The following is a 24021-nucleotide window of genomic DNA, read 5'->3' as shown; positions in this document are numbered from 1 at the left end:
ACGGGGCCGGGCTACAGCCGGCTGAGCGAGGCGGCGGCGAACAGCACGTCGCGGATCGCCTCGCGGTCCCCGTGCTGCCCGGCCGCCGCCTCCACGGGCGGCACGTGCCCCGCCACCAGCCGGCAGAACTCCACGCCGTCCAGCGCGATCTGCGCCACCGCGTGCTCGGCGGACCCGAGGGCGGCGGGGGAGTCCAGCGCGATGTACCAGTCGCCGCCGCCCGAGCCCTCGATCTCCAGGTGCAGCGAACGCCCCGGGGACCCGGCCGACACCAGCCGCCCGCCCGGCCCGGCGAGCCCCGCCCGGCGCCGTACCGCCAGCGCCCCCGGCAGCATCCGGACCGCCAGGTCGATCATCCGGTGCAGATGTCCGGCGGCCGGCGGCTCGTAGGGGTAGTCCACCGCCTTCGCGATGTCCCGGGCGTGCACCCAGCACTCGAAGGCCCGGTCGAGCATCGCGTCCCGCAACGGCAGCGCGAGGTCCCCGTAGGGCACGGACAGCTCCGCCGCCCCGCTCCGCGCGAACGACGCGGTCCGGATCAGCGTGTGGCTCTGCTCGCGCCACGGCTCACGGACCGCGCGGGTGAGCGGGCGCCGGGCGGACGACCAGTAGGCCTCGGTGCGGGCGGCCGGCGTGAGCGGGGCGTCCGGGAGCGGGTCGTCGAGCCCCAGCGCGGCGCCCACCAGGCCGTCCACGCTCATCAGGTGCCCGATCACCCCGGCGACGGTGGTCCGGCGGCCCGCCTGCCGGTCGTCCTCGAACCACTGAAGCCGCACCGGGGCGTGCCACTCGGCGGCGCCGATGTCCCGCAGCAGCGCGTCGAGCCGCGCCGTCTCGGCGTCGTACGGGGCGGCCCAGTCGGGCACCGGGACCTTCGCGGGGCGCCGGGCGAGGCAGCTCTCCAGCACCCGGGCCCGCAGCAGCGGATCGAGGTCCAGACTCCGGTCGGTGTGCAGCAGCCCGACCGCGTCCCGCAACCGCAGCGCCTCCTCGGCACAGGGCGCGCACTCGGCGAGGTGCGCGCCGACGGCCTCGGTCTCCTCGGCGGAGCACGCGGCGAGCGCCCAGGCGCCCAGGAGGGCCTGCAGCACGCGGTGGGGGAGGACCGGGACGGGGGCGGCCTCCGGCGCCAGGCGGCCCAGGTCGCCGAAGTCGTCCGCGGCGGCCCTGGGGCCCGGCAAGCGCCGGGCGCCGCGCCCCTCGTCGGGGCCCTCCCCGTCCCGGTCGCCGCTCACAGCGCTCTCCCGTATCCGGGCGGCGGGGCGCCCTCGGCCGGGTGGGTCCGGGCGGTGGACAGGAGCTGCAGCCCGAGCCGCAGCCGGCGCCGCGCCTCGTCCTCCGTGACGCCGAGGTCCGCCGCGGCCTGCCGGTAGTCGCGGCGCTGCGCGTACGCCAGCTCCAGGGCGGCCCGCAGCGGCGCGGGCATGGAGGCGACGATGTAGTCGGCCCGGGCCGCGGCGGTGGCCCGGCGGACCCGCTCGTCCAGGGCGCCCGGATCGTCGGGGCCGTCGCGGTCCACGCCGTCCGCCCCGCCGCGCAGCCGGCGCACGGACGCGCGGTGCGTGAGGAAGGCCAGCCAGGCCCGCATGGAGCCCTGCTTCGGGTCGTACATGTCCGGGTTCTCCCAGACGTAGCCGAAGACCTCGCGGGTGACCACCCCGGCGGCGTCCTCGTCGTCCAGCATCCGGTTGGCCTGGCTGTGCACGAGGGCGGCGAACCGGTCGTACATCTCGCCGAGAGCGGCGGCCTCGCCGCGCGACAGCCGCTGCTGCATCCTGCGGTCCCAGCGGGGTGGTGCTTTTTCGGCCATCTGCCCCCCAGCCCTCTGCCGTCGGACCTGTGCGTCGCTGTACCACTCGTCCTGTCCGAATGTAGTCCCCGCCTCCCGGGACGCACGCCCCTTTACGACAAGAACGTCCCGGGAACGCGCCCTCTTTGCGAGACGGGTGTTTCGCGAGGGACGTGCGGGGGCAGCCGCCCTGGGAGGAACGCAAACTTCCGGATCATCGGGCTGCCCCGGAAATCCCCGGAACGAGAGGCCCAGTCGCGTGACCCTGAAAGTCTCGGAGACCGAGCGGGGCGGGTGGACCGTGCTGCGCATCGGCGGCGAACTGGACCTGCTCACTTCGGCCACCGTCCGCCAGTCCGTCCACGAGGTGGTGGCCATGGGCCGCCACGACGTGGTGCTGGACCTGTCCGGCGTCCGGTTCTGCGATTCCAGCGGCGTCGGGGTGCTCATCGCCCTGCGCCGCCTGATGCGGTCCTGCGGGGGCCGCCTGCGGCTGATCCTGCCCGCCCGGGGCGCGGAGGAGGGCTCCCACGTCAACCGCGTGCTCGCCGCCCTCGGCGTGCGCCGCTTGTTCGAGGTCTACCCGGACCGGGACGCGGCCGTGGACGAGGAAGCCGAGCCGCTGACGGCCTGAAACCGTCGCCGCCGCACCGGCGCTTACGGAGCCGTCACAGGGCTGAGCCGCGTAAGTGACACGTGACGCCTGAAGGCGTCGTACGCTCCCCGCATGGACAGCGCAGAGTATGAGCGCAAGATCGCCTTCCGCTTCGCCGCCTTCGACCAGGACGGCAACGGATACATCGATCGCGCGGATTTCAACGCCGCCGCGGCCCGTCTGCTCACCGAGTTCGGTACGACGGCCCGCTGCGACAAGGGCCAGGCGCTCTACAACGGCGCCGAGGCGTTCTGGCAGGGCATGGCGGGCATCGCCGATGTGGACGGGGACCAGCGCGTCACCCGGGAGGAGTTCACGGGCGGCGCGGTGAAGCGGCTGCGCGACAACCCGGAGCGGTTCGGGGAGATCGCCCGCCCGTTCCTGCGCGCGGCGCTCGCGGTGGCGGCGGGGCCGTCCGGCGACGGCAGGACCCCGGTGCCGGCCGTGGAGCGGGCCCTGAAGGTCCTCGGCGCCGGCCCGGACGCGGCGGCCCTCGCCGCCCAGAGCCTGGACACGGACCGGGACGGCGGCGTCGTCGAGGAGGACGTGGTCGCCGCGCTGGCGGCCTACGTCACCGTGATCGAACCGGACTAGGCCGCGGCCCGGGGCGCCCGGTCGGGGCACCGCGCCCCTGGGCGTGACGCAGCGCGACCGCCGGTCACCGATACCGGCTCGGGTGTTCCGCGTCAATCGTCACGGCGTGGAGTCGGCGCCCGCCTCGGGTACCCTCCGTGGGATGCGAGTGGTTCTGGAACCTGTCGGTCCGGACGCGGCCGGTGCGGCGCGTCGGGTCCGGGCGCGGTGCTGTTCGACTCCCCGCAATGTGCGTCGCACAGTATGCACCACGCGTACTCCTTCGCGCTGGAATATGCCCGAAGCGCTTGTTGCGGTGACTGTACGTCAACCATGCTGTCGTGCAAGGGAATCACGTTCCGTGACCCTGTGGAGGCGCGAGGCGATGTGTCCGCCGGTTCGGATGGTGTGAGCGGTGCAGGTGCTTCAGGTTCAGTTGGAGGTCGGGCCCGACCCCGCGGAGGTCGGACGGGCCCGCAGATGGGCGCGCTCACGGCTCGCCGGCTCCGGCGTCGCAGAGGACGAGCCGCTGGCCGAGACCCTGGTCCTGCTCATCTCGGAGCTGGTCACCAACGCGGTCGTGCACACCGGCTGTCCGGCCGTGCTGCGCATGCTCTTCGGCCCTTCGGGCACCCCGGGTGCCGCCGGGACCGTGCGCGTCGAGGTGGCCGACGCCAGCTGCCGCCCGCCGCAGCAGCGGCACGCACGGGGTGAGGACACCGGCGGCCGGGGCCTGGAGCTGGTCGACGGCCTCGCCGACCGCTGGGGCTGGCAGCCGGAGGGCGCGGGCAAGCGGATCTGGTGCGAGGTGGACCGCAGCGTCCCGCTGATCCAGGGCCGGCTCCAGCCGGGCGCCCACGGCGCCGAGCCCGCGGTCCCCTAGGCACTCCTGCCCGCCGTCGAGCGGAAGGTGCGGCGGTAGACCGTCGGTGAGACGCCCAGCGCCGCCTGGAGGTGCTGCCGCAGTGACGTGGAGGTGCCGAAGCCGGCGTCCCGGGCGACCTGGTCGATGGACAGGTCCGTGGACTCCAGGAGCCGGCGCGCCAGCTCCACGCGCTGCTGGGTGAGCCACTGCACGGGGCTGACGCCGACCTCCTCGCGGAACCGCCGGGTGAACGTCCGTACGCTCATCGACTCCTGCTGGGCCATGTCCCGCAGCAGGATCGGCCGCTCCAGCCGGGCCAGCGCCCAGGCCCGCGCGGTCGTCGTCGTGGCGAACTGGGTGTCCGGCACCGGCCGCTGGATGTACTGCGCCTGGCCCCCGTCCCGGTGCGGCGGCACGACCGTGCGCCGGGCGACGTCGTTGGCGACGGCGGTCCCGTGGTCGCGCCGCACCATGTGCAGGCAGAGGTCGATCCCGGCGGCGACCCCGGCGGAGGTCAGCACGTCGCCGTCGTCGATGAACAGGACGTCCGGGTCGACCCGCACGGCGGGGAAGAGCCGCTGGAAGTGGTCGGCGGAGGCCCAGTGCGTGGTGGCGGGGCGCCCGTCGAGGTAGCCGGCGGCGGCCAGGACGTAGCCGCCGGTGCAGATGGAGACCATGCGGGTGCCCGGCCGCACGTACGCGAACGCGGCGGCCAGCTCGTCGGTCAGCCGCCCTTCGGTGTAGACGGGGCCCAGCTCGTAACTGGCCGGGACGACGACCGTGTCCGCCGTGGCGAGGGCCTCCGGGCCGTGTTCCACGAGGATCGTGAAGTCCGCGTCGGTGCGCACGGGGCCGGGCGGCCGGGCCGAGCAGGTCACGACCTCGTACAGCTTCCGGCCCCGGTTCAGCGGCTCGGAACCGAGCGAGCGCCCGAAAATCCGCTGGGGAATGCCCAGTTCGAAGGGCAGCAGCCCGTCGAGGGCGAGAACGACGACCCGGTGCGGCACAGCGGACTCCCTTCGGCCGGCCGGGGCCGGCGCAAAGCCCCTAGCTGGTATAGACCATAAGCTGATACATGTTCCCGGTGTGAAGGAAAAGTCAGCAGACCCCGTGCGCATTCCCGCCGCGGACCCCCAGGCCGCCCTCGGTGGCCCGTCCCCTCTTCCGCCCCTGCCGCCGTTGTCCGAGGAGCCCGGCGGGCAGCTCTGGAACCGCAACTTCAGGCTGTTCTTCGTCGCCCGCACCGCCGCCGTCTTCGGCGACGGCATGATCCCCGTCGCCCTCACCGCGGGGCTCCTCGGCGCCGGCCGGCCGGCCTCCTCGGTCGGTTACGCGCTGGCCTGCTGGATGGGCCCGCTCGCCGTGTTCGTCCTCTTCGGCGGGGTCCTCGCGGACCGGTTCACCCCGCGCCGCATGATGATCATCGCCGACGCGCTGCGCCTGGTCGGCGCCTCGGTGCTCGCCGTGTCCTTCGCGACCGGCAACCCGCCGCTGTGGGCGGTGTACGCGCTGAGCTCGGTGGCCGGTGTCGGCGCGGCCCTGTTCCAGCCGGGCGTCGCCTCCACCGTGCCGCGCGTCGCCCCGGACGTGCAGCGCGCCAACGCCGTGCTGCGCGTCTCCGAGGCGCTGATGACCATGGCGGGCCCCGCCTTCGCGGGCGTCCTGGTCGGCCTGGCGAGCGCCGGCGCGGTCTACGCGGCCAACGCCTCCACCTTCCTGGTCTCCGGGGCGTGTCTCTTCCTGCTCCGGCTGGCCCCGGCCCCCTCGGACGAGGCGCCGCGCGGCTCGTTCCTCGCCGAACTCGTGGACGGCTGGCGCGAGTTCACCGCGCGCAGCTGGCTCTGGGGGGTCATCGCCGTCTGGACGGTGTACGGCTTCGCCGTGCTCGGCCCGATGCTCCCGCTCACCGCCGTCCGCGTCACCGAGGCGCACGGCTCGGGCACGTACGGCGCGATGATGGCGGTGAACGGCGCGGGCAGCGTCGTCGGCGGCCTGCTCGCCCTGCGCCTGCGCCCCCGCCGCCCCCTCGCCGCGGGCGCCGTCGCGCTCACCGGCGTCTGCGCGAACCTCGTGGTGCTGGGCCTCGGCCTCTCCGTCCCGGCCCTGGGCGCGGGGCAGTTCGTGGCCGGCGCGGCCTCCGCGTTCTGGCTGGTGATGTGGTCGACGACGGTCCAGACCCACGTGCCGCCCGAATCGCTGAACCGGCTGCACGCCTACGACGTCGCGGGGTCGCTGCTCATGGTGGCGGCGGGCCGGGCGCTGGCGGGCCCGCTCGCGGACGAACTCGGGGCCCCGGAGGTGCTGTTCGCGGGTGCGGTGGTCAACGTCCTGGCGGTCGGCGTCCTCCTCGCGGCCCGCCCGATCCGCCGCCTGGAACGGATCGGCTGACGCGGGGCGGGGGCCGGCCGGGTGGTGGCCCGATTCTTGCGAAGCATGTCCCTCGGGCCACTCGTGAGGGGCGGTGCCGCGCCCGGATGCTGGGCGGGTGAATCCGACAACAGAGAGCGCCGTCCCCGTCGCCCCGCAGCCGAACGCCCCCGGCGGGCCGCGCCGGTGGCGTATCCACCGTGCGTGGATCGTCGCCGCCGTCACCTTCGTGACGATCATCGGCGGGGCCGCCTTCAACTCCCTGCCCGGTCTGCTCTTCGACCCGCTCCAGGACGACTTCGGCTGGTCGCGCGGGCAGATCGGGCTGGCCGTCTCCATCGACATGGCGCTCTACGGGCTCACCGCGCCGTTCGCCGCCGCGCTGATGGACCGGTTCGGCATCCGCCGGGTGGTGGCCGTGGCGCTGAGCGCGGTCGCGGCCGGGGCGCTGGCCAGTGTGTGGATGACGGCCGCCTGGCAGCTGATGCTCTACTGGGGCGTCCTGGTCGGCCTCGGCACCGGATCGATGGCGCTGGCCTTCTCCGCGACCGTGACCAACCGCTGGTTCACCGCCCGGCGCGGCCTGGTCACCGGAATCCTCACCGCCGCCGGGGCCTCCGGGCAGCTGGTCTTCCTGCCGCTCTGCGCGTGGATCGTGGACGAGCACGGCTGGCGTCCCGCGTCGGTGACCGTGGCGCTCGCGGCCCTGGTCGTCGTCCCGTTCGTGTGGCTGCTGATGCGCGACCACCCGGCCGACGTGGGCCTCGCCCCGTACGGCGGGGAGTACACCGAGAAGCCGGAGCCCGCGCGCGGGGCGGCGGGCCGGGCCGTCCGGGTGCTGTTCGACGCGGCGCGCACGGGGCCGTTCTGGCTGCTGGCCGGGTCCTTCGCGATCTGCGGCGCTTCCACCAACGGCCTGATCCGTACGCACTTCGTGCCCTCGGCGCACGACCACCACATGCCGATCACGACCGCCGCGTCGCTCCTCGCGGTCATCGGGATCTTCGACATCATCGGCACGGTCTTCTCCGGCTGGCTCACCGACCGCTTCGACGCGCGCCGGCTGCTCGCGGTGTACTACGCGCTGCGCGGCGTCTCGCTGCTGTTCCTGCCGCTCCTGATGCAGGCCACCGTGGAGCCGCCGATGGTCTTCTTCATCGTCTTCTACGGCCTGGACTGGGTCGCCACCGTCCCGCCGACCCTGGCCCTGTGCCGGGAGCAGTACGGGGAGGACAGCGCGATCGTCTTCGGCTGGGTCCTCGCCTCGCACCAGGTGGGCGCCGCGCTGGTCGCCTTCCTCGGCGGGGTGGCGCGCGACTACTTCGGCACGTACGACGTCGTCTGGTACGCGGCGGGGGCGCTGTGCGCGGTGGCGGCGCTGATGGTCCTGGTGATCCGGCGCGTGCGGGGCCCCGAGGGGGCGGCGCCGGCGGTGTAGGGCCAGAATGAGTGCGGGAGGGGGCTCTGATGTCGACGAACACCGCGTGGTACGCACCCGGACGGGCCGAGGTGGCGGACGGGCCGCCGAATGTCTGGACGGGGCGGGCGATCGCGACCGGGGCGGTCGCGGTGTGCGTGGGTACGGTGCTCGCCTTCGAGGTGTACGGGTTCGCGGAGTTGGCCATGGACGCGCCCACGCCGCCGGACGGCCCCGCGAGGGCGCTGCTCGTGCTGCCGCTGCTGCTGTGTTTCGGAGGCCCCTTCGCAGTGCTGGTGACTCTCCTGCTGACGCTGCCGACGGTGTCCGCGGCTCGCTGGGTGAGCGCCCGGACGACCGGGCCGGACACCTGGTGGTGGGTGCCGGTCGTCGCGGTGGCGGCGATGAGCGCGGTCGCGGCGGTCGTCGGTGCGTGGTGGCGGCCGGGAGCCGGTGCGTCGGTCCTGCTCTGGCTGACCGGTGCGGCGCTGCTGACCGGGGCCGCGCTCCTCGCGCGGGACGCCGCCCTGCGTGGGCGGCGGCTCCTGCGCGTCCTCGGTTACGGGGCGCTGGCGGCGGTGGCGGTGGCCGCCATCGGCGGTGCCGCGTACGCGACCGGGGCGGTCACCGAGTACCGCCCGCCGAAGGCCGACGCGGCCCGGCTGGTGGGCACCTGGTCGGACGGGCACGGTGGCACCCTGCGGCTGTCCGCCGACGGAACGGCCCGCGCGGAGGGCCTCCGGTCCGACTGCACGGGCGTGGGCACCTGGTCGTCGGAGCCCGACGGCCCCACCGCCTGGGACCAGCTCGTGCTGACCGAGGTCACGGACTGCTCGTTCGACTGGCGGATCAGCGGTACGCCGGAGCACCCGAAGCTGAACCACGACTACGGCGAGGTGGACGACCCGCACTGGTACACCCTCACCCGCTGACCCTCAGCGCGCCCTCCGGGCGACCCGCTTCGCGATCCGTTCGGCGTCGCGGGCGAGTTCGCGGAGCATGCCGCTGATGGGGTTGGTGAAGCCGGTGAAGTAGAGGCCGGGGGCCTGCTTGGGGGTGCGGGGGCCGTGGACCAGCGGGCGGCCCCGGGCGTCCAGCACGCCGAGGTGGCCGACCAGGGGTTCGAGGGCGCGGTGGTAGCCGGTCGCGGCGATCACGGCCTCCGGGGTGACCCGGGTGCCGTCCGCGAGGACCACCGCGTCCTGGTCGAACGACTCGACGGCCGCCACGGGCCGCACCCGGCCGCGCTTCACCGCGTCGATCAGGCCGACGTCCTGGACCGGGATCGCGCCCTCCTTGACGCGGGAGTACAGCCCGGTGCCGGGGCGGGGCAGCCCGTGCGCCGACAGGTCCGGCACGGCCGCCCGCGCCATCAGGCGGCCGGCCCGGTCCACCAGGGCGACGGGCAGCCGGCGGACCAGGATGCCGGTCGCCTGCGCGGGCCAGCCCGCCGTGGAGCGGCGCACGATGTGCGGGACGGTGCGCACCGCGAGCCGTACGCGCGAGGCGCCGCCCTCCACGAGGTCCACGGCGATCTCCGCGCCCGTGTTGCCGACGCCGACGACCAGGACGTCCTTGCCCGCGTAGGGGGCCGGGGAGCGGTAGTCGGAGGCGTGCAGCAGCTCCCCGGTGAACGTCTCGCGGCCGGGCCAGTCCGGCAGCCGCGGGGTGTGGTTGAAGCCGGTGGCGACGACGACGGCGCGGCCGGTCAGCTCGCGGCCCCCGCTCGCGCTCAGCCGCCAGCCGGTGCCGTCCGCCGCGCGGTCGATCCGGGAGACCTCGACGCCGGTGATCACTTCCAGCTCGTGGTGCTCGGCGTACTTCTCCAGGTACCGCACGACGTCGTCGCGGGCCACCCAGCGGCCGAACCTCCTCGGCATCGGCAGCCCGGGCAGCGCGGACCAGCGCCGGGTGGTGTGCAGGTGCAGCCGGTCGTAGTGGCCGCGCCAAGAGGCGCCGACGGCCCCGGACTTCTCCAGCACGACCGCCCGGACGCCCCGCGCGCGCAGGCAGGCCGCCGCGGCCAGTCCGCCCGGGCCGCCGCCGATGACGTAGACGGGGCGGTCCTCGGTGAGGTCGGTGGGGGCCGGGGAGGTGCTGCCGGCGGTGGGTGCGCTGTCGGGCATGCATCGGAGCGTAATCGCGTGACTCCTTGATGGGTCTCGGTCAAGATCGGAATCGATTGCGAATTGATCACGCTCGAACGCGAGTGCGGGGGTGCGGTACCCGCGCGCCGGCCGGAACGCCCCCGGTGGCAGGCTGTCGGTGCCCGATCCGTACGGCCGTGAGGGAAGCATCCGTTGAACACCGGCAGCTACTACGAGCGCATCGACGCCCACCGCTACAAGCCGACCGCCCACGCGAGCGGTGCGTGGAGCACGGACGAGGTGCACTTCAGCCCGTTCGGCGGGCTCCTCGTCCACGCCGTCGAGCGGCACCTCGCCCAGCGGCCCGGCGAGCGGCTGCTGCTGTCCCGGATCAGCTTCGACATCCTCGGCCGGCTCGCCCTGGACGAGTGCGAGATCCGCGTCGAGACCCTCCGCCCGGGCCGCACCATCGAGTTGGTGGAGGCCGTCGCCCTGATCGCGGGCCGCCCGGTCGTGCGGGCCAGGGCCTGGTCGCTCGCCCCCGTCGACACGGCCGGGGTCGCCGACGGCGAGGACGACCGGCTCACCCCGCCCGAGGCGCTCGCCCCCTGGCCGATGGCCGACCTCTGGCCCGGCGGCTACATCGCGTCGCTCGACGTCCGCCCGCTCGCCCCGCCGCTGCCCGGCCGCACGACGGCCTGGATCTCCACCCCGCTCGACCTGGTCGCGGGGGAGACCGCCGGGCCGCTGGCCTCGTACGTGGCGCTCGTGGACACCGCCAACGGCATCGCCGTGCGCGAGCGGCCCACCGAGTGGATGTTCCCCAATGTGGACCTGACGATCCATCTGCACCGGCAGCCCGAGGGGCGCTGGACCGGCCTGGACACCTCCGTCGTCTTCGGCCCCACCGGCCAGGGCCTCACCAGCACGGTCCTGCACGACGTGAACGGGCCGGTCGGCCGGGCGGAGCAGATCCTCACCGTCCGGCCGCTCTGAGCGGCGTCAGCGCTTCCTGCGGCGTTCGCGCAGGCCCGGGCGGCGGATGCGGACGCCGCCCACGCCGCAGGAGCCGGTGATCCGCAACAAGGGGGCGCCCGGCGTCCGTTCGCCCGTGACCTTCGACTTCAGGCCGCCGAGCGCCGGGTCCAGCGCGTCCGTGTCCACGCCCCAGCCGTCCGGCACCACGATCCGGACCCCGCCCATCTGGCCCTCGACCTCGATCTCCACCTCGCGCACCCGGCACTCGGCCCCGCTGAAGTCGAGCAGGGCGCCGCCGATGCCCCCGTGCACGAGGACGCGCGACGGGACCTGCCAGGCGCCCTTGCGCTGCACCCCGTGGATGCCGCCGCGCAGGACCAGCGGCTCGGCCGTGGACCGCACGGCCGGGCCGCCCAAGTCCTCGGTGATCGGCGCGAGTTCGCCGTAGGTCTTGGCGGTGAGGGCCAGGTTGAGCCGTTCGTCCAGCTCCTCCATGTCGATCCGCCCCTCCGCCGCCGCTTCCCGCAGCTGCTCCACCACCGCCTCGCGGTCGGCATCGGACGCGCGCAGACGGTCGGTGGAACGTGCGGGCTCGGCAGTCATGCGCCTGATGATACGGAGCCGGACGCGCCCTGGCCGCGCCGCCTCGTACGCTCCAGCCACGGGCCGAACTCGCTCTCCAGGACCAGCCGTCCGAGCTTCCGGTACTCCCCGAGCACCGCCCCGACCAACTGCTCCGTGTCCAGCGGACGGCCCGACTCCGCCGCCTGGTACGCGGCGGTCACCGCACACGCCCGGATCGAGCCGCCCGTCAGCTCGAACCGGTCCGCGCAGGTCGGCAGGTCGAGGTCGGGGGCGCGCGGGATCTCCGTGCCCAGGCAGCGTTCCCACAGCGCGAGCCGCTGCCGCGCGTCCGGCACGGGGAAATCGGCCACCACGTCCAGGCGCCGGGTGAACGCCTCGTCCAGGTTGGCCCGCAGATTGGTGGTGAGTACGGCGATGCCGTCGAAGGACTCGACGCGCTGCAGGAGGTACGCCGACTCCACGTTCGCGTGCCGGTCCTGGGCGTCCTTGACCTGCGAGCGCTTCCCGAAGACGGCGTCCGCCTCGTCGAACAGCAGCACCGCGTTGACCTCGGACGCCTCCACGAAGATCCGTTCCAGGTTCTTCTCGGTCTCCCCGACGTACTTGTCGACCACCGACGACAGGTCGACCACGTACAGCTCCATGCCCAGGTCCGCCGCGACGACCTCCGCCGACATGGTCTTGCCCGTCCCGGACTCCCCGGCGAACAGCGCGACGATGCCCCGCCCCCGGCCCCCGCCCGGCCGCATCCGCCACCGCCCGAGCACCTGGTCGCGGTGGCGGGCGCGCAGGGCCAGGTCCGAGAGCTGGCGGCGGGTCGCCGGCGGCAGCACGAGGTCGTCCCAGCCTACGGTCGGCTCGATGCGCCGGGCGAGACGGGCGAGCCCCGCGCCGTTCTGCGCCCGGACGGCCGTCCGCAGGTCGGCGGCCTCCACCGGGCGGCCCTGCTGCGCGGCCAGCCGGGCGGCCACACCGGCGGCCCGGCGGATCTGGCCGGAGTCCAGCCGGTACGCCCGGGTGGCGTCCGCGAGCAGGGCGTCGGCCTCCTCCGTCCCGGCGGCGAGCCCGGCGGCGGCCCCGGCCCCGGTGAGCGCGGTGCGCCACCGCCGTACCGCGTCCGCCGGGTCCGGCGGCGGGACCGGGACCGTCACCGGGCTCTCCCCGGCCCACAACGGGTCCCAGTGCTTCCGCCCGTACACGAGCAACGGCGAGCCGCCGCCGACCGCCGCGACCAGCGCCCCGACGAGCGCGGCGCCCTTGGGCTGCTCCGGCGCCAGCCGCTCCAGCGGGCCGAGGACGAGCCCGCCGCCGCTCAGCCGCGCCTCGGTGGCCAGCATCCGGACGGCCCGCTCCGGTTCGGGCGCCGCCGCCAGGGCGGCCGGGTCCACGACGAGCGGGCGCAGCCCGGACGCGGCGAGCGCCCCGACGGCGAGACGGGCCGGGTCGCCGCCCCGGTCCAGCAGATGCGTGAACCCGCTCCCGGTGGCCGCCACCTCCGCGACGCGCCGGGTGACCGGGACGTCGAGCGGCTCGTCGTCCGGTTCCGCCACCCGGACCAGCCCGTGCGCCCGGGCGTCCACCTCGTCGTCGCCGAGCAGATGCGCGGTGATCCGGTCCGGGACGCGCAGCACCCGGGACAGCAGGGGGCGTTCGGTCTCCAGCACCTCCACCAGCCCGGCCGCGACGAGCGGCGCGGACGGCGCGAACCGGAACCGGCCGGGGCCCGCGCAGGGCAGCCCGCACAGTTCGAGCGCCAGGCCGATCGTGGCGCGGCGCCGGGTCAGGTCGTCGTTGAGATACCCGTACAGCCGCTCGAACCGTGCGTCGATGTCCGGGGCCAGGGCGACGAGCAGGAGGTCGACGTCCGGCCCGGTCAGCCCGAACCGATCGGCCAGCTCCGCGATCCGCCCGCGCTCGGCGGGCGCGCCGGGGCCGAGGTCCGGCACGGGGAGGAACGCGTCGCGCGCGTCCAGGAGGCGCTCGGCGCCGGCGGGCGTCAGATACTGCCCCCGCAACGGATCGTCCGGCGCGGGGTCGTCCGCGTGCCGCAGCGCGACGGCGGCCCGTACGCGCCGCTCGACGTGCCCGAGCCGCTCCCAGAGCTCGGCGAGAGCGGTGTCCGCGGCGGAGAGCCGCTGAGCGGTGGTCACCGGAGCACCCCGCCCCCGCGCCTGCGCCGCCCCGGCGGCAGTCGCCGTTCCCGCTCGGCCGCGAAGCCCTCGCCCGCCGGGTCCGTCGCGCCGTCCGCGTACCGCAGCCGGCGCCCCGGTTCCGTCGCCTCGCCGTCCACGGCGGCGGCCGTGCGGATGAGCAGGCCCTCCGTGACCGGCGGCCCGGCCGGCTCCACCTCGCCGGAGAGCGGGGCCCAGACGCGTACGTCGATCGCGGCCTTCAGCTCGCCGCCCAGCGCGGACCAGACGTCCACCGTGGAGGGGCGGTCGCCGGAGCCCGCCGACGCGGTCTCCATCTCGACCGTGAGACCCAGCTCGGCGAGGCTGCCCGTCAGGGTGCGGGCGGGCAGCGCGCGGGTGCGGATCAGGCAGCGCAGGACCTCGGAGAGCAGGCGGTGTTCGTCCTGGGGGCGGTTGGTCCAGGCCGTCACCAGATACGTCAGCTCGAACCAGCGCGGGGGCTCGCGGCGGCCGGTGACCAGGCCCTCGGCGTCGTACTCCTCGGACGTGCCGCTGCGCCGGCGCGTCGCGTCCTCGCGGATGCCGTACAGGAAGACGCTCACCGTGGGCGCGTTGCGGCGGGCGGACCAGTCCTTCGTCGGGGCGTCGAAGACCAGGTCGACGCCGCTGTCCTCAAGGCCCGCGTCCACCAGCAGCAGCCGCAGCGCCTCGTCCACCTCGTGGATCACCGGCGCCCCATCTCGTCCGGCGGCACCAGATTGCCCGTCACCACGAGGAAGTCCGTGCTCACCGGCGAGAAACCGGGGCCGGAGGCGGTGATCGTGCGCGGCCCGGTCCGGTCCTTGACCACGATCAGGAGCTGGGCGATGAACGTGCCGTCCCGGCCGGGCAGGGTGGGCGCGGCGGCGGCCGTGATCCCCGGCTTCCAGGCCAGTTTCACGGGCACCCCGGGCGGGAAGTCCTTGCCGCGCACCGAGGTGACGAACCCGGGCTTGCCGATCTCCGGCACCGAGACGATCCGGGGCTGCAGGATGCGCAGCGGGACGCGCGAGACGTTGTCGCCCCGGTCGGCGTCGGTGCCGGTGGTCGTCAGCGTGCCGGTGACCGTGGTCCGCAGGGCGCGGTCCGGGGCGAGCACCACCCGCAGGACCGAGGAGGCGCCCGGCGCCAGGTCGGGCAGCGCGCACACCCCGCCGGTGCAGCCCGCCGGGAGCGCGGCCACGGGGACGCGGGCCGGCAGCCCGAGCCGCAGCCGGAGGCCGGTGGCCAGGGCGTTCTCGCCGTTGCGGACGGTGTACGTCACCACGACCCGGCCGCCGACGTAGCCGGGGCTGGGCTGCGCGCGGACGACGACCCCGGGACCGGCCTCCGGTGCGGGCGGCAGCGCGGGCGGCTGCGCGGCCGGGGGCGGCAGCTTGGGCGGGGTGGCCGGTCCGGAGGGCGGCGGGCCGGGCACGGCGGGCGTGGTGCGGACCCGTACGGCCGTGCCGGTGGCGTTGTCCGTGGGGTTCGGGTCCACGACCGATCCGTTGACCGACCAGCCCAGCTGCCAGGGCCCGTCGGTGACGCCGATGAGCCGCACGGTGACCGCCACCTTCGCGCCGGGCGCGAGCACGCCGAGGTCGCAGGCCGGTGACGTGGTGGCGCAGGGGCCCTCGGGGGTGGTCATGCCGTCCAGGCGGACGCCCGGCGGGAGGTCGGCGACCAGTGTGGTGCCGGGGGAGGGGGCCGGGCCGTTGTTGGTGACCGTGACCGTGACGGACACCGGGGAGCCGGTCTCCACGGTGGGCGCGGTGGGCGGCGCGGTGACGGCCAGGTCCACCTGCTGCTGGAACGCGGGCTCCTTCTGGCGTCCGGGCAGCTTGGAGGTGAGCGGGGTCAGGGTGCCGGTGGCGAGGTCGAGTTGGGACAGCTGCTCCGGGGAGTTGGGCGCCCGGCCCCGGCGGTGGCTGAGGACCAGCCGGGAGGCGTCCGGCGACCAGGCCACGTCACGCGGCTGGTACGGGCCGGTCGTCTCGACGTCCGGGATCTGCGCCGCGCACGCGGTGGGGTCGTCGCGCCGGCCGGCCGGCAGCACGACCCGGCAGTCGTCCCCGTCCGGCGCGACGACGACGACGCTGGCGCGCTGGTTGATCTGGTCGGCCCGGTCCTTGCGGTTGAAGGCGACGGACTTCCCGTCCGGCGAGAACGCGGGGCTGTCGTCGATGACCTTGCACTCGCCGGGGCAGCCGCCGAGCAGGCTCAGGTCCTCCTGCCGCTCCAGCGCCTTCACCGGGGCGGTCCAGACGTGCTTGATGCCGCCGAGGCCCCGGATGACCTCGGCGCGGGTGAACGCCAGCAGGGTGCCGTCCGAGGACCAGGCGGGCTGCGCGTCGGCACCGGTGAGCTCGTCCTCGGGCGGGACCACTTCGCCGGTGATCCGCCCGGAGGCCACGTCCGCGATCAGCACCCGGCTGCTCCAGCCGCCGTTCGCGCCGGGCGTGGACCGGGTGAAGGCGAGCCGGGTGCCGTCCGGCGAGAACGACGGGTCGGTGTCGCGGTCCCGGGGGCCGCGCCCGTCCAGCTTCATCGGCGACGGCTGCTTCCCGTCCGTGTCGGTGAGCCAGATCCGCTGGACCCGCTGCCCGTCGATCGTCTCGAAGCGGGTGACCGCGATGGCGCGGCCGTCGGGCGTGTACGTCTGCCGCTCGGTCCAGGGGTCGTAGCCCTGGCCCGGGTGGAACAGCGGGTCGACGGCGGGGTCGTCGCTGGTGTTCGTGCGGGCCGCGGGGTCCTCGCGCAGGACGTCGATCCGCAGGTCGCGGGGGTCGGAACCGTCCTGCCGCATGTCCTGGAGCGTGACGAGGGCGGCGTCCTTCGTGGTCCTGCGGGTGACGACCGCGGACCAGGAGTCCCGGGGGCCGAGGACCGCCGGGGTCGCCACCTCGCGGTCCTCGTCGAGCAGCATGTGCGGGGCCGGGTCGTCGAGGGACCCGATCCGGTAGACGTGGTCGTAGACGGAGCAGCCGCAGTCCGTGTTGGGGCTGAGGAAGAGCAGGCCCTCGCCGTCGGGCAGCCAGGCCGGTGAGCGGGAGCCCCAGTCCTCGCCGAGACCGGTGAGCACGGGCCGGGCGGCCCCGGCCCCGTCGGTGGCGACCCGCAGCCGGTGCCCGGTGTCCGTGGCGGAGGCCGGCTCGACGTGCAGCGTGTAGACGACGAGGGAGCCGTGGGTGCCGTCGTCGACGGGATTCCACTCGGGCTCGTCCGCGTCGCCCTCGGCGCTGTCGCTCAGGCACGTCTCCGTGCCGCCGTCCAGGTCGCGGGCGTAGATCTGCGTGCCGGCCTCCGGGCCGCCGTTGCTCGCGTACGCGATGCGGGTGCCGTCCGGCGAGAGCGTCGGGGACGTCTCCTCGGCCGTGGTCTTCGTCAGCTGCACCGGTTCCCCGACCCCGTCGGTGCTCACCGACCACAGGTCCCGGTGGCCTCCCTCTCCGGGCGAGTCGAACACCACGGTCTTCCCGTCCGGGGAGAGTTCGGGGTGCGCGGCGTCCATGCCGGTGGTCAGCCGCAGCACATTGCCGCCCGCGTCGCGCAGGTAGACCTGGGGGCGCGCCTCGTCCCGGAGGCTGGTGAAGACGAGCGCGTCGCCGCGTCCGTAGGCGTCCTGGTCGTAGTGGGCCGGCCCGTCGGCCTCGAACAGGTCCTCGGTGGCCTTCTCGGACGAGACCTCGCCGAGGCTGCGGTGCCCCGTACCGGCGAAGGCGATCCGCCCGGTGTCGGTCACCGCCTTCGACGCGGCGGCGGCCGGCTGGGCGCCCTGCGGGGCGGACACGGAGCCCGCCACCAGCAACGGCGCCAGCAGCACCACCGCACCGCCGAGCCGGCGCAGCCGGGCACCTCTCGCCGGGCCAGCAGGACCGCCCACGGTCCACCTCACAGTCTGGTCGATGGTTCTCCACGACGAGCATCGCCGCCAAGGGGGTTGAGGGACAGGGCCCGGGGTACCGGGGGCGGGGAAGGGCGGGGTGCCCTTTGGGGGCGTGCGGCCACTTTCCGCGGCGGTCGTGCGCCGGTGAAACCGGTGCTTCCGCGCAGCTGTCGGCCGCCGCCGGGGAGACCGGCCACCGGCCCCTGGAGCCTGCGGGCGGCCGGGCCGCGCGCGCGGGGCACCGAGGGGGCAACGGCGGCTGCCCTCCCGGTGCCCGGTGCGCGGTATCCGGTGCGCGGTGGACCGGGTGCGCGTCAGATCAGCCCGTGCCGCATCGCGTACCCCACCGCGTGCGCCCGGTTGCGCAGGTTGAGCCGGGTCGCGACCTCGTGCAGCACGTTCTTGACGGTGCGTTCGGAGTACGCGGTCTTCTGCGCGATCTCCGCCGTGCCGTAGCCCTCCGACACCAGCCGGATCATCTCCGCCTCCCGTGTGGTGAGCGTGGACAGCGAGAGGCCCCTCGGGTCCAGGACCGAGCGGTGCAGGCTGCTGACGTGGTCGATGAGCTTGCCGAGGAGGTCCCCGGGAAGGACCCCCTCGCCCTTCGCGATGGCCGTCACGAGGTGGACCAGCCGGTCCTGGTCGGCCTCCCCGCGCCGCAGCACCGCGGCCACCCCGTACTCGATCAGGGTCTGCAGGGCGCCCGCCTCGAAGTAGCCGACGACCAGGCCGGTCCGGGTCGCGGTGTTGCGCTGGAGGCGGTGCAGGAGCTGGACGGCGGGCTCGTTCACCACGTCCACCACCACCAGGGAGACCTGGGCCCGGTCCGCCTCCTCGTCCGGGACCAGCTCGATCTCCGGGCGCCGGCGCAGCTGTTGCACCACCCCGGTCCGGAGGATCAGGTCCTCCGCGTACACCGCCACCGAGACCCGGCCGGACGCCGGGCCGGCTATGCCGGGCGCGGGCTGCGCGGGCTGCGCGGGCTGCGTGGGCAGGGGGAGGTCGCGCGGGCCCGCCGCCCCCGTCTTCGTCATGTCTGTCGTGATCGTGGTCATGTGCTCGTCCTTCTGGGCCGCTTCCGCCGAATTCCGTTACGTCCGGTGCCGTGCGCGTACGTCCGGGGAGCGCAGGGCGACCTCGCGCGGGGGTGCGGCGCGGGCACCCGGCGCGGGTGTGCCCCCGGGGCATCGCCCCTGCCCCGACATTGCCCTCGCGCCCCTGCTGCCGGGGGCGCGCCGCGGCCTAGCGTCGCAGGGTGACCACATCTGCCGAACTCGCAATGCCCACGGTGACGGTGTCGCCCGGCGCCGAAGCGACGACCACGCTGACCGTGCGCAACGACGGGGACATCGTCGAGGCATACACCCTCGACGTGGTCGGCGACTGTGCGGCGTGGACCACGGTGGAACCGGCCCGGGTCTCCCTCTACCCCGGCACCTCCGAGACCGTCACGGTGCGCTTCGCGCCGCCCCGGTCCCACGAGGTCCCGGCCGGCGAGAAGCCCCTGGGGATAAGGGTGTTGCCCGCCGAGCACCCCGAGTCGGTGGCCGTCCCGGAGATGACGGTGGTGGTCGAGCCGTTCCACGAGCTGCGCGCACGCCTGGAACCGGGGCGCCGCCGGGGCTGGCTGGGGGCCCGCTTCCGTACCGTCGTACAGAACCGTGGGAACGCTCCCACGGAGGTGGCCCTGAGTGCCCGGCAGCCCGGCGAGGAACTGCGCCTCGCGTTCACGCCGGAGCGCCGGAAGCTGGAGCCGGGGGAGTCCGCCGAGGCGGGCCTCAAGGTCCGGGCCCGGAAGCTGATCTGGTTCGGCGCGCCGGCCGCCTGGCCGTTCGAGGTGGTGGCCGGGGAGCCGCAGGACGCCGGGGCCGAGGGGCCCCGGGAGGGCGGGGCGGAGCCGCTGCCGGGCGAGTTCGCCCAGATCCCGGTCTTTCCGAAGTGGCTGCTGATCCTGCTCGCGGCGGTGCTCGCGCTGCTGCTCGCCTGGTTCGCGCTGGTGCGTCCGGCCGTCCGCTCCACCGCCGAGGAGGCGGGCGCCAAGGCCGCGCAGGAGGAGAACCGGCAGCCCCAGCAGGGCGGTTCGGCCTCCGGTGGCGGACAGCAGGAGCCCCAGGGCGAGGGGCAGGGCTCGGGGGGCGCCGCCGGGCCCGGCGGCGCCACGAGCGGCGGCGGCGGCTCGACCGGCGGCACCGGCGGCCCGGGCGGCTCCGGTGGCGGCGGCGGCCTGCAGAGCTCCCAGACCATCGACGTGCAGACGGACGCCGGCGGCCGGAAGAACGGCACCTATGTGGTCCCGGAAGGCAAGACCTTCGGTGTCACGGACATCGTCGTGGCCAATTTCCAGGGCGACGAGGGGCTGCTGACCATCTCCTTCGGGCAGCGGAAGATCACCACCATTGCCCTGGAGACGTTCAGGAACCAGGACTATCACTGGGTCACCCCCATTCAGATTCCGGAGAAGGCGGCGGTCACCGTTTCCGTGACCTGCGCGAAGCCCGGGACTCCGGCCACCGGTAAGCAGGCTTCCGGCTGTCACCAAGTGCTCAATGTCAGCGGCGTGCTGAGCGATGTTTCGCGAGAGGAACGATAGCGCCGGGTTCCTGGCCGTCCGTTCCGGTCATGTGAACAGACGGGTTTCTCACCTGCGGGGATGCGCCACCGAGTGTTCATCCGGGTGTGTCCCTTCACACACCCGGACACACCCGGAACGGTTGGACTCGTAAATGCGCGGAGCGCGGGCAGCGGGCCAATTCCGGTGTTTCCCGGGTGATTCCCGGTCATTTCCGTGCGCGACGAATGGACTGGACCACTGAGCCGCGTGCTCGGCGGAGCGGATCGGCACTCATCCGGTTCCCCGGAGTGCCCGTAGAAATCCAGCCGATCTCACCGACCCGCTCGCGACTTTCTGGCCAAAACTAATCCCTCGTGTCCGGTGTGTGGACGCACCGCCCCGGAAAGGCAGCCGCCCTGCCCCCCGGCCAGGACTTTGAGACCTACTGCTCCCGCGCACGCCCTGGCAAGACTGGGCGGGCGAACGACTGACCAGCCGAAGGAGCGAGCATGCCGTCGTACCTCACCCCAGGTGTTTACGTGGAGGAGGTGCAGTCCGGAGCACGGCCCATCGAGGGTGTCGGCACCGCCGTCGCCGCCTTCGTCGGCTTCGCGGAGACCGGCCCCTTCCACCGGCCGACGCTGGTGACCAGTTGGGACCAGTACGTTTCGACGTTCGGCACCTTCACCCCGGACACGTATCTGACGCTCGCCGTCCACGGCTTCTTCAGCAACGGCGGCGGCGCCGCGTACATCGTCCGGATCGGCGGCCCCGCCGAGGACGCCCCCCGGGACACCGCGCCCGCGACGGCCCCCTCCGTGGCCATCGGCGGCTTCCTGGTCGCGGCCCGCCAGGGCGCCGGTGACGGGATCTCCATCGAGGTCGCCGACGCCGAGGGCGAGAACCCGCCGGAGGACCGCTTCCGCCTGCTGGTCCGTCAGGGCGGCAAGGTGGTGGAGACCTTCGACACCTCCGTGCGCAAGAACGTCAAGGGCTACCTCGTCACCCAGGCCCGCCAGTCCAAGTTCATCGAGGTCACCGAGCAGCCCGGCGCGGCGCAGTCCCGCCCCGAGAAGCAGAGCCTCACCCTCGCGCCCGCCGCGCCGGACGCGAGCACCACCGGCCGGACCGGCCCCACCGAGTACGTGGGCGACGCGGCGGAGCGTACGGGCATCGCGGCCCTGGAGGCGATCGACGAGATCACCATGGTCGCCGTCCCCGACCTGATGAGCGCCCACCAGCGCGGTGACATCGACGACGAGGGCGTCCGGGCCGTACAGCTCGCCCTCATCGCGCACTGCGAGCAGATGGGCGACCGGGTCGCCGTCCTGGACACCCCGCCCGGCATGAACGCCCAGCGCGTGCGCACCTGGCGCAACGACGACGCCGGCTACGACTCGCGCTACGCGACCGTGTACTACCCCTGGCTCAAGGTCCTCGACCCGGCCACCGGCCGCCAGACCCTGATGCCCCCGAGCGGCCACGTCGCCGGCGTCTGGGCCCGCAGCGACGGCGAGCGCGGTGTGCACAAGGCCCCCGCCAACGAGGTCATCCGGGGCGCGCTCGACCTCGAACTCCGCCTGAGCCGGGGCGAGCAGGACCTCCTCAACCCGATCGGCGTCAACTGCGTGCGCGCGTTCCCCGGCCGGGGCATCCGGATCTGGGGCGCCCGCACCCTCTCCTCCGACCCGGCCTGGCGCTACCTCAACGTCCGTCGGCTCTTCAACTACCTGGAGGAGTCGATCCTCCTGGGCACCCAGTGGGTCGTCTTCGAGCCGAACGACGACCGCCTCTGGTCGAGCATCCGGCGCAACGTCACCGCGTTCCTCTCCGAGGAATGGCGCCGGGGCGCGCTCTTCGGCCGTACGGCGGAAGAGGCGTTCTACGTCAAGTGCGACCGGGACAACAACCCGCAGGAGTCCATCGACCTCGGACAGGTCGTCTGCGAGATCGGCGTCGCTCCGGTGAAGCCGGCGGAGTTCGTCGTCTTCCGGCTCTCGCAGTTCTCGGACAGCACGAGCCTCGTGGACGAGTGACAGCCGTCCCTCTCCCGCAGTAACACCGCAGGCGACAACGAACGGAACAGGTGACACACAGTCATGGCAGAGGGCGACGCTCTTTCCACCCACGTCTTCGGCGTGCAGCTCGGCGGCTATCTCGTGGAGTCCATCCAGGAGATCAGCGGCCTGACCGTCGAGGAGGAGGTGGTGGAGGTCCGGCAGGTGACCTCCACCGGCAAGCAGATCATCCGCAAGCAGCCCGGCGCGCGACAGGCCGGTGAGGTGACGATCACCCGGGGACTCGACAAGAGCAGCGAGTTCACCAAGTGGATCAAGGAGACGCTGAACAACGGCGCCGTCGACACCGCGCGGCAGAACCTCACCATCGAGATCAAGGACTCCAAGGGCGACACCGTCCGCCGCATCCAGCTGATGCAGGGCTGGGCCAGCCGCTGGGAGGGCCCCTCGCTGAAGGCCGGCGAGTCCAGCGCCGCGACCGAGACGGTCACCATCACCTTCGAGGAGATCGTGGTCGAATGAGGCGCAGGACCGTTTCCGGCGGCGGTCTCGAGGAGGTCCTGGACAGCCTCGCCGCCGCCGCGCCGGCGCCGACCGAGGCCCCGGCCCCCGCCCCGGCGCCGCCCCCGGCCGCCCGCCGGCCCGACGAGTTCGACTTCGAGCTGCCGCGCGGTTACGTGGACGACGAGGGCCGGACCCACCGGACCGGGACCATGCGGCTGGCCACCGCCCGCGACGAACTGCGTCCGCAGATCGACCTCCGGGTCAAGGAGAACCCCGCGTACCTGAGCGTGGTGCTCCTCAGCCAGGTCATCACCCGCCTCGGCACGATCACCGATGTGCACGCCGGGGTGGTCGAGCGGATGTACGCGACCGATGTGGCGTTCCTCCAGGACTTCTACCGCCGCATCAACAGCGAGGGCCACACCCACGCGGCGGTCACCTGTCCGCTGTGCCAGGGCTCGTTCGAGGTTGACCTGTCGGGTGAGCGCCTGGGGGAATCGTGACGTACGCGCCTTCCCGGCTGCGGGAGGAGATCGCGTACATCGCCTACCACTTCCACTGGCAGCGCGAGGAGATCCTCGACCTCACACACGGTGAGCGGCAGGAATGGGTGAGGGAGATAGCGCGGATCAACACCCGCGTGAACGAGAGCGGGTGAGGGCGTGGAGTTGAGGGGCTGGTTCCGGAAGCGTCCGGTGGCGGGCGCCTCCGAGGCGGCGGACCGGGCGCCGGAGCCCGGTGCCGTCCCCGGGGTGGCCGCCGCCTCCGCGCACCCCCGCGCGGACTGGGACGGCGGCTGGCGCCGCGTCGCACCGCCGGTGGTGACCGTCGCCCGGTCCTCGATCGGCGTCAGCGACGGCCTGCGCTTCCGGTCCGGCCTGGCGTCCTGGCAGAACGTCGCCTACAGCGACGGCGACCTCGGCCACGCGGTGCTGCCGTCGGCCCCGGTGGGGCGGGTGCACGGCGTGACCGCGACCCCGGGGAGGCCGCGCACCGCGCCCTCGGGGGCGCCGCTGGTGTTGCGGGCGGTGGCGCCGGTGGCGCCTTCGGCGCCGGGTGAGGGGGAGGCCGCCCCGGCGGACCGGGCCCCGGCTGCGCCCATGGCGCCCTTGGCGCCTTCGGCGCCGGTGGCCCGGGCGGGCCGGAGCACGGGCGTGCCCAGGCGCGTGGTCCCGGCCGTGGCCGGTACCGCGTCCGGTGGCGGTGAGCGGTCCGCGTCGCCGCAGATGCCCCCCGCACCGGTACGCGCCCGCCGCACGGCGCCCCCGCTGATCGTCGCCCGCCGCCCGGCGACGGCTCCCCGCACGGTGTCGGCCGTCGCCTCCACGGCGGTGCCGGTACGCCCTGGTCTCGGCGAGCCCATGGGCGCGCTGCCGCCCGGGGCCGACACGGAGGTGCGGCGCCAGGCGGACGAGCCGTCCTCCGCCGAGGGACCGGCCCTGCCGGTGGTGCAGCGTCGGGCGGACACGTCCGCCGTGCCCGGGGTAGGGCCGGGGTCGGCCGGGCCGTCGGGTGAGCTGCCCTTCGGGGGCGGCCCTTCGGGCTCGGGTGCCGGGCCGTCCGGCCCGGCTCTGCCGGTGGTGCAGCGCGCGT

22 protein-coding genes are annotated in these 24021 nt (G+C 74.5%); 12 read left to right on the top strand and 10 right to left on the bottom strand.

Translation table 11 applies throughout. From position 1 onward, the window contains the following. Window positions 1-11 precede the first annotated feature (11 nt). Both FKN01_RS15025 and FKN01_RS15020 read right to left on the bottom strand, forming a co-directional pair. Complete coding sequence (locus tag FKN01_RS15025) at window positions 12-1235, bottom strand: zf-HC2 domain-containing protein (RefSeq protein WP_143620539.1); 1224 nt, start codon at window positions 1233-1235, stop codon at window positions 12-14. After that, a complete protein-coding gene (locus tag FKN01_RS15020) occupies window positions 1232-1810 on the bottom strand; it encodes an RNA polymerase sigma factor (RefSeq protein WP_143620537.1) in 579 nt (192 codons plus the stop codon). The genes FKN01_RS15025 and FKN01_RS15020 overlap by 4 nt, the downstream gene beginning before the upstream one ends. Window positions 1811-2048: 238 nt before the next feature. Between FKN01_RS15020 and FKN01_RS15015 the strand changes: the two genes are divergently transcribed. The 3 genes from FKN01_RS15015 (at window position 2049) to FKN01_RS15005 (ending at window position 3900) form a co-directional block, all read left to right on the top strand. Beyond that, window positions 2049-2423: an STAS domain-containing protein gene (locus tag FKN01_RS15015; protein ID WP_143620535.1), complete on the top strand. Its 375-nt coding sequence runs from the start codon at window positions 2049-2051 to the stop codon at window positions 2421-2423. 93 nt (window positions 2424-2516) lie between these two features. Next, window positions 2517-3038: an EF-hand domain-containing protein gene (locus tag FKN01_RS15010; protein WP_143620533.1), complete on the top strand. Its 522-nt coding sequence runs from the start codon at window positions 2517-2519 to the stop codon at window positions 3036-3038. A 394-nt stretch (window positions 3039-3432) separates the two neighbouring features. Next, window positions 3433-3900, top strand: a complete 468-nt coding sequence (locus FKN01_RS15005) for an ATP-binding protein (RefSeq protein ID WP_143620531.1) — start codon at window positions 3433-3435, stop codon at window positions 3898-3900. Here the strand turns inward: FKN01_RS15005 and FKN01_RS15000 are convergent. Continuing rightward, window positions 3897-4889 carry a GlxA family transcriptional regulator gene (locus FKN01_RS15000; RefSeq protein WP_143620529.1) on the bottom strand — a complete coding sequence of 331 codons (993 nt, stop codon included), beginning with the start codon at window positions 4887-4889 and terminating at the stop codon, window positions 3897-3899. The genes FKN01_RS15005 and FKN01_RS15000 overlap by 4 nt on opposite strands. Before the next feature lie 103 nt (window positions 4890-4992). On the opposite strand from FKN01_RS15000, the gene FKN01_RS14995 reads away from it, so the two are divergent. From FKN01_RS14995 to FKN01_RS14985, 3 genes are all read left to right on the top strand, one after another. Beyond that, window positions 4993-6270 (top strand): MFS transporter, encoded by a 1278-nt coding sequence (locus tag FKN01_RS14995; protein ID WP_143620527.1) that lies wholly within the window; start codon window positions 4993-4995, stop codon window positions 6268-6270. Between the two features lie 97 nt (window positions 6271-6367). Further along, entirely contained in the window at window positions 6368-7687 is a 1320-nt protein-coding gene (locus FKN01_RS14990; RefSeq protein ID WP_143620525.1) for an MFS transporter, read from the top strand. 29 nt (window positions 7688-7716) lie between these two features. After that, complete coding sequence (locus tag FKN01_RS14985; RefSeq protein ID WP_260696888.1) at window positions 7717-8598, top strand: hypothetical protein; 882 nt, start codon at window positions 7717-7719, stop codon at window positions 8596-8598. Between the two features lie 3 nt (window positions 8599-8601). Here FKN01_RS14985 and FKN01_RS14980 read toward each other — a convergent pair whose 3' ends face one another. After that, complete coding sequence (locus FKN01_RS14980; protein ID WP_143620523.1) at window positions 8602-9792, bottom strand: NAD(P)/FAD-dependent oxidoreductase; 1191 nt, start codon at window positions 9790-9792, stop codon at window positions 8602-8604. 174 nt (window positions 9793-9966) lie between these two features. On the opposite strand from FKN01_RS14980, the gene FKN01_RS14975 reads away from it, so the two are divergent. Continuing rightward, window positions 9967-10749, top strand: a complete 783-nt coding sequence (locus FKN01_RS14975; protein WP_143620521.1) for a thioesterase family protein — start codon at window positions 9967-9969, stop codon at window positions 10747-10749. Window positions 10750-10755: 6 nt separating this feature from the next. Here the strand turns inward: FKN01_RS14975 and FKN01_RS14970 are convergent, their stop codons facing one another. From FKN01_RS14970 to FKN01_RS14950, 5 genes are all read right to left on the bottom strand, one after another. Further along, window positions 10756-11334, bottom strand: a complete 579-nt coding sequence (locus FKN01_RS14970) for a DUF1707 domain-containing protein (protein ID WP_143620519.1) — start codon at window positions 11332-11334, stop codon at window positions 10756-10758. After that, on the bottom strand, window positions 11331-13466 hold the full coding sequence (locus tag FKN01_RS14965) for an ATP-binding protein (RefSeq protein ID WP_143620517.1): 2136 nt from the start codon (window positions 13464-13466) through the stop codon (window positions 11331-11333). The genes FKN01_RS14970 and FKN01_RS14965 overlap by 4 nt, the downstream gene beginning before the upstream one ends. Next, window positions 13463-14176 carry a DUF4255 domain-containing protein gene (locus FKN01_RS14960; RefSeq protein ID WP_143620515.1) on the bottom strand — a complete coding sequence of 238 codons (714 nt, stop codon included), beginning with the start codon at window positions 14174-14176 and terminating at the stop codon, window positions 13463-13465. Before FKN01_RS14960 ends, FKN01_RS14965 begins: the two co-directional genes overlap by 4 nt. Further along, a complete protein-coding gene (locus FKN01_RS14955) occupies window positions 14173-17352 on the bottom strand; it encodes a DUF11 domain-containing protein (protein ID WP_185992847.1) in 3180 nt (1059 codons plus the stop codon). The genes FKN01_RS14960 and FKN01_RS14955 overlap by 4 nt, the downstream gene beginning before the upstream one ends. A 317-nt stretch (window positions 17353-17669) precedes the next feature. Continuing rightward, the gene (locus FKN01_RS14950; RefSeq protein WP_143620513.1) at window positions 17670-18410 is read right to left on the bottom strand and encodes a LuxR C-terminal-related transcriptional regulator; all 741 of its coding nucleotides are present in this window, start codon (window positions 18408-18410) and stop codon (window positions 17670-17672) included. Between the two features lie 224 nt (window positions 18411-18634). Between FKN01_RS14950 and FKN01_RS14945 the strand changes: the two genes are divergently transcribed. The 5 genes from FKN01_RS14945 (at window position 18635) to FKN01_RS32535 (ending at window position 23086) form a co-directional block, all read left to right on the top strand. Next, window positions 18635-19945 (top strand): hydrolytic protein, encoded by a 1311-nt coding sequence (locus tag FKN01_RS14945; RefSeq protein WP_143620626.1) that lies wholly within the window; start codon window positions 18635-18637, stop codon window positions 19943-19945. 470 nt (window positions 19946-20415) lie between these two features. Continuing rightward, window positions 20416-21942 (top strand): phage tail sheath family protein, encoded by a 1527-nt coding sequence (locus tag FKN01_RS14940; RefSeq protein WP_143620511.1) that lies wholly within the window; start codon window positions 20416-20418, stop codon window positions 21940-21942. 63 nt (window positions 21943-22005) lie between these two features. After that, the gene (locus tag FKN01_RS14935) at window positions 22006-22446 is read left to right on the top strand and encodes a phage tail protein (RefSeq protein ID WP_018101393.1); all 441 of its coding nucleotides are present in this window, start codon (window positions 22006-22008) and stop codon (window positions 22444-22446) included. After that, window positions 22443-22931, top strand: coding sequence for a hypothetical protein (locus tag FKN01_RS14930; RefSeq protein ID WP_143620510.1), 489 nt, complete (start codon window positions 22443-22445; stop codon window positions 22929-22931). Before FKN01_RS14935 ends, FKN01_RS14930 begins: the two co-directional genes overlap by 4 nt. Continuing rightward, window positions 22928-23086: a DUF6760 family protein gene (locus tag FKN01_RS32535; RefSeq protein WP_018101391.1), complete on the top strand. Its 159-nt coding sequence runs from the start codon at window positions 22928-22930 to the stop codon at window positions 23084-23086. The genes FKN01_RS14930 and FKN01_RS32535 overlap by 4 nt, the downstream gene beginning before the upstream one ends. 243 nt (window positions 23087-23329) lie before the next feature. On the opposite strand, the gene FKN01_RS14925 is transcribed toward FKN01_RS32535, so the two are convergent. After that, window positions 23330-23896: a hypothetical protein gene (locus FKN01_RS14925; protein WP_143620508.1), complete on the bottom strand. Its 567-nt coding sequence runs from the start codon at window positions 23894-23896 to the stop codon at window positions 23330-23332. Window positions 23897-24021: the final 125 nt, after the last annotated feature.

The organism is Streptomyces sp. 130 (assembly GCF_007096885.1).
Classification (GTDB): domain Bacteria; phylum Actinomycetota; class Actinomycetes; order Streptomycetales; family Streptomycetaceae; genus Streptomyces.
This window is presented reverse-complemented; position numbering and strand designations above follow the sequence as displayed.

Bases quoted from the DNA above. Each gene is read 5' to 3' on its own strand.
- FKN01_RS15020 (WP_143620537.1), bottom strand. From the start codon at position 1,810: ATGGCCGAAAAAGCACCACCCCGCTGGGACCGCAGGATGCAGCAGCGG.
- FKN01_RS15010 (WP_143620533.1), top strand. From the start codon at position 2,517: ATGGACAGCGCAGAGTATGAGCGCAAGATCGCCTTCCGCTTCGCCGCC.
- FKN01_RS14985 (WP_260696888.1), top strand. From the start codon at position 7,717: ATGTCGACGAACACCGCGTGGTACGCACCCGGACGGGCCGAGGTGGCG.
- FKN01_RS14980 (WP_143620523.1), bottom strand. From the start codon at position 9,792: ATGCCCGACAGCGCACCCACCGCCGGCAGCACCTCCCCGGCCCCCACC.
- FKN01_RS14970 (WP_143620519.1), bottom strand. From the start codon at position 11,334: ATGACTGCCGAGCCCGCACGTTCCACCGACCGTCTGCGCGCGTCCGAT.
- FKN01_RS14950 (WP_143620513.1), bottom strand. From the start codon at position 18,410: ATGACCACGATCACGACAGACATGACGAAGACGGGGGCGGCGGGCCCG.
- FKN01_RS14945 (WP_143620626.1), top strand. From the start codon at position 18,635: ATGCCCACGGTGACGGTGTCGCCCGGCGCCGAAGCGACGACCACGCTG.
- FKN01_RS14940 (WP_143620511.1), top strand. From the start codon at position 20,416: ATGCCGTCGTACCTCACCCCAGGTGTTTACGTGGAGGAGGTGCAGTCC.
- FKN01_RS14935 (WP_018101393.1), top strand. From the start codon at position 22,006: ATGGCAGAGGGCGACGCTCTTTCCACCCACGTCTTCGGCGTGCAGCTC.
- FKN01_RS14930 (WP_143620510.1), top strand. From the start codon at position 22,443: ATGAGGCGCAGGACCGTTTCCGGCGGCGGTCTCGAGGAGGTCCTGGAC.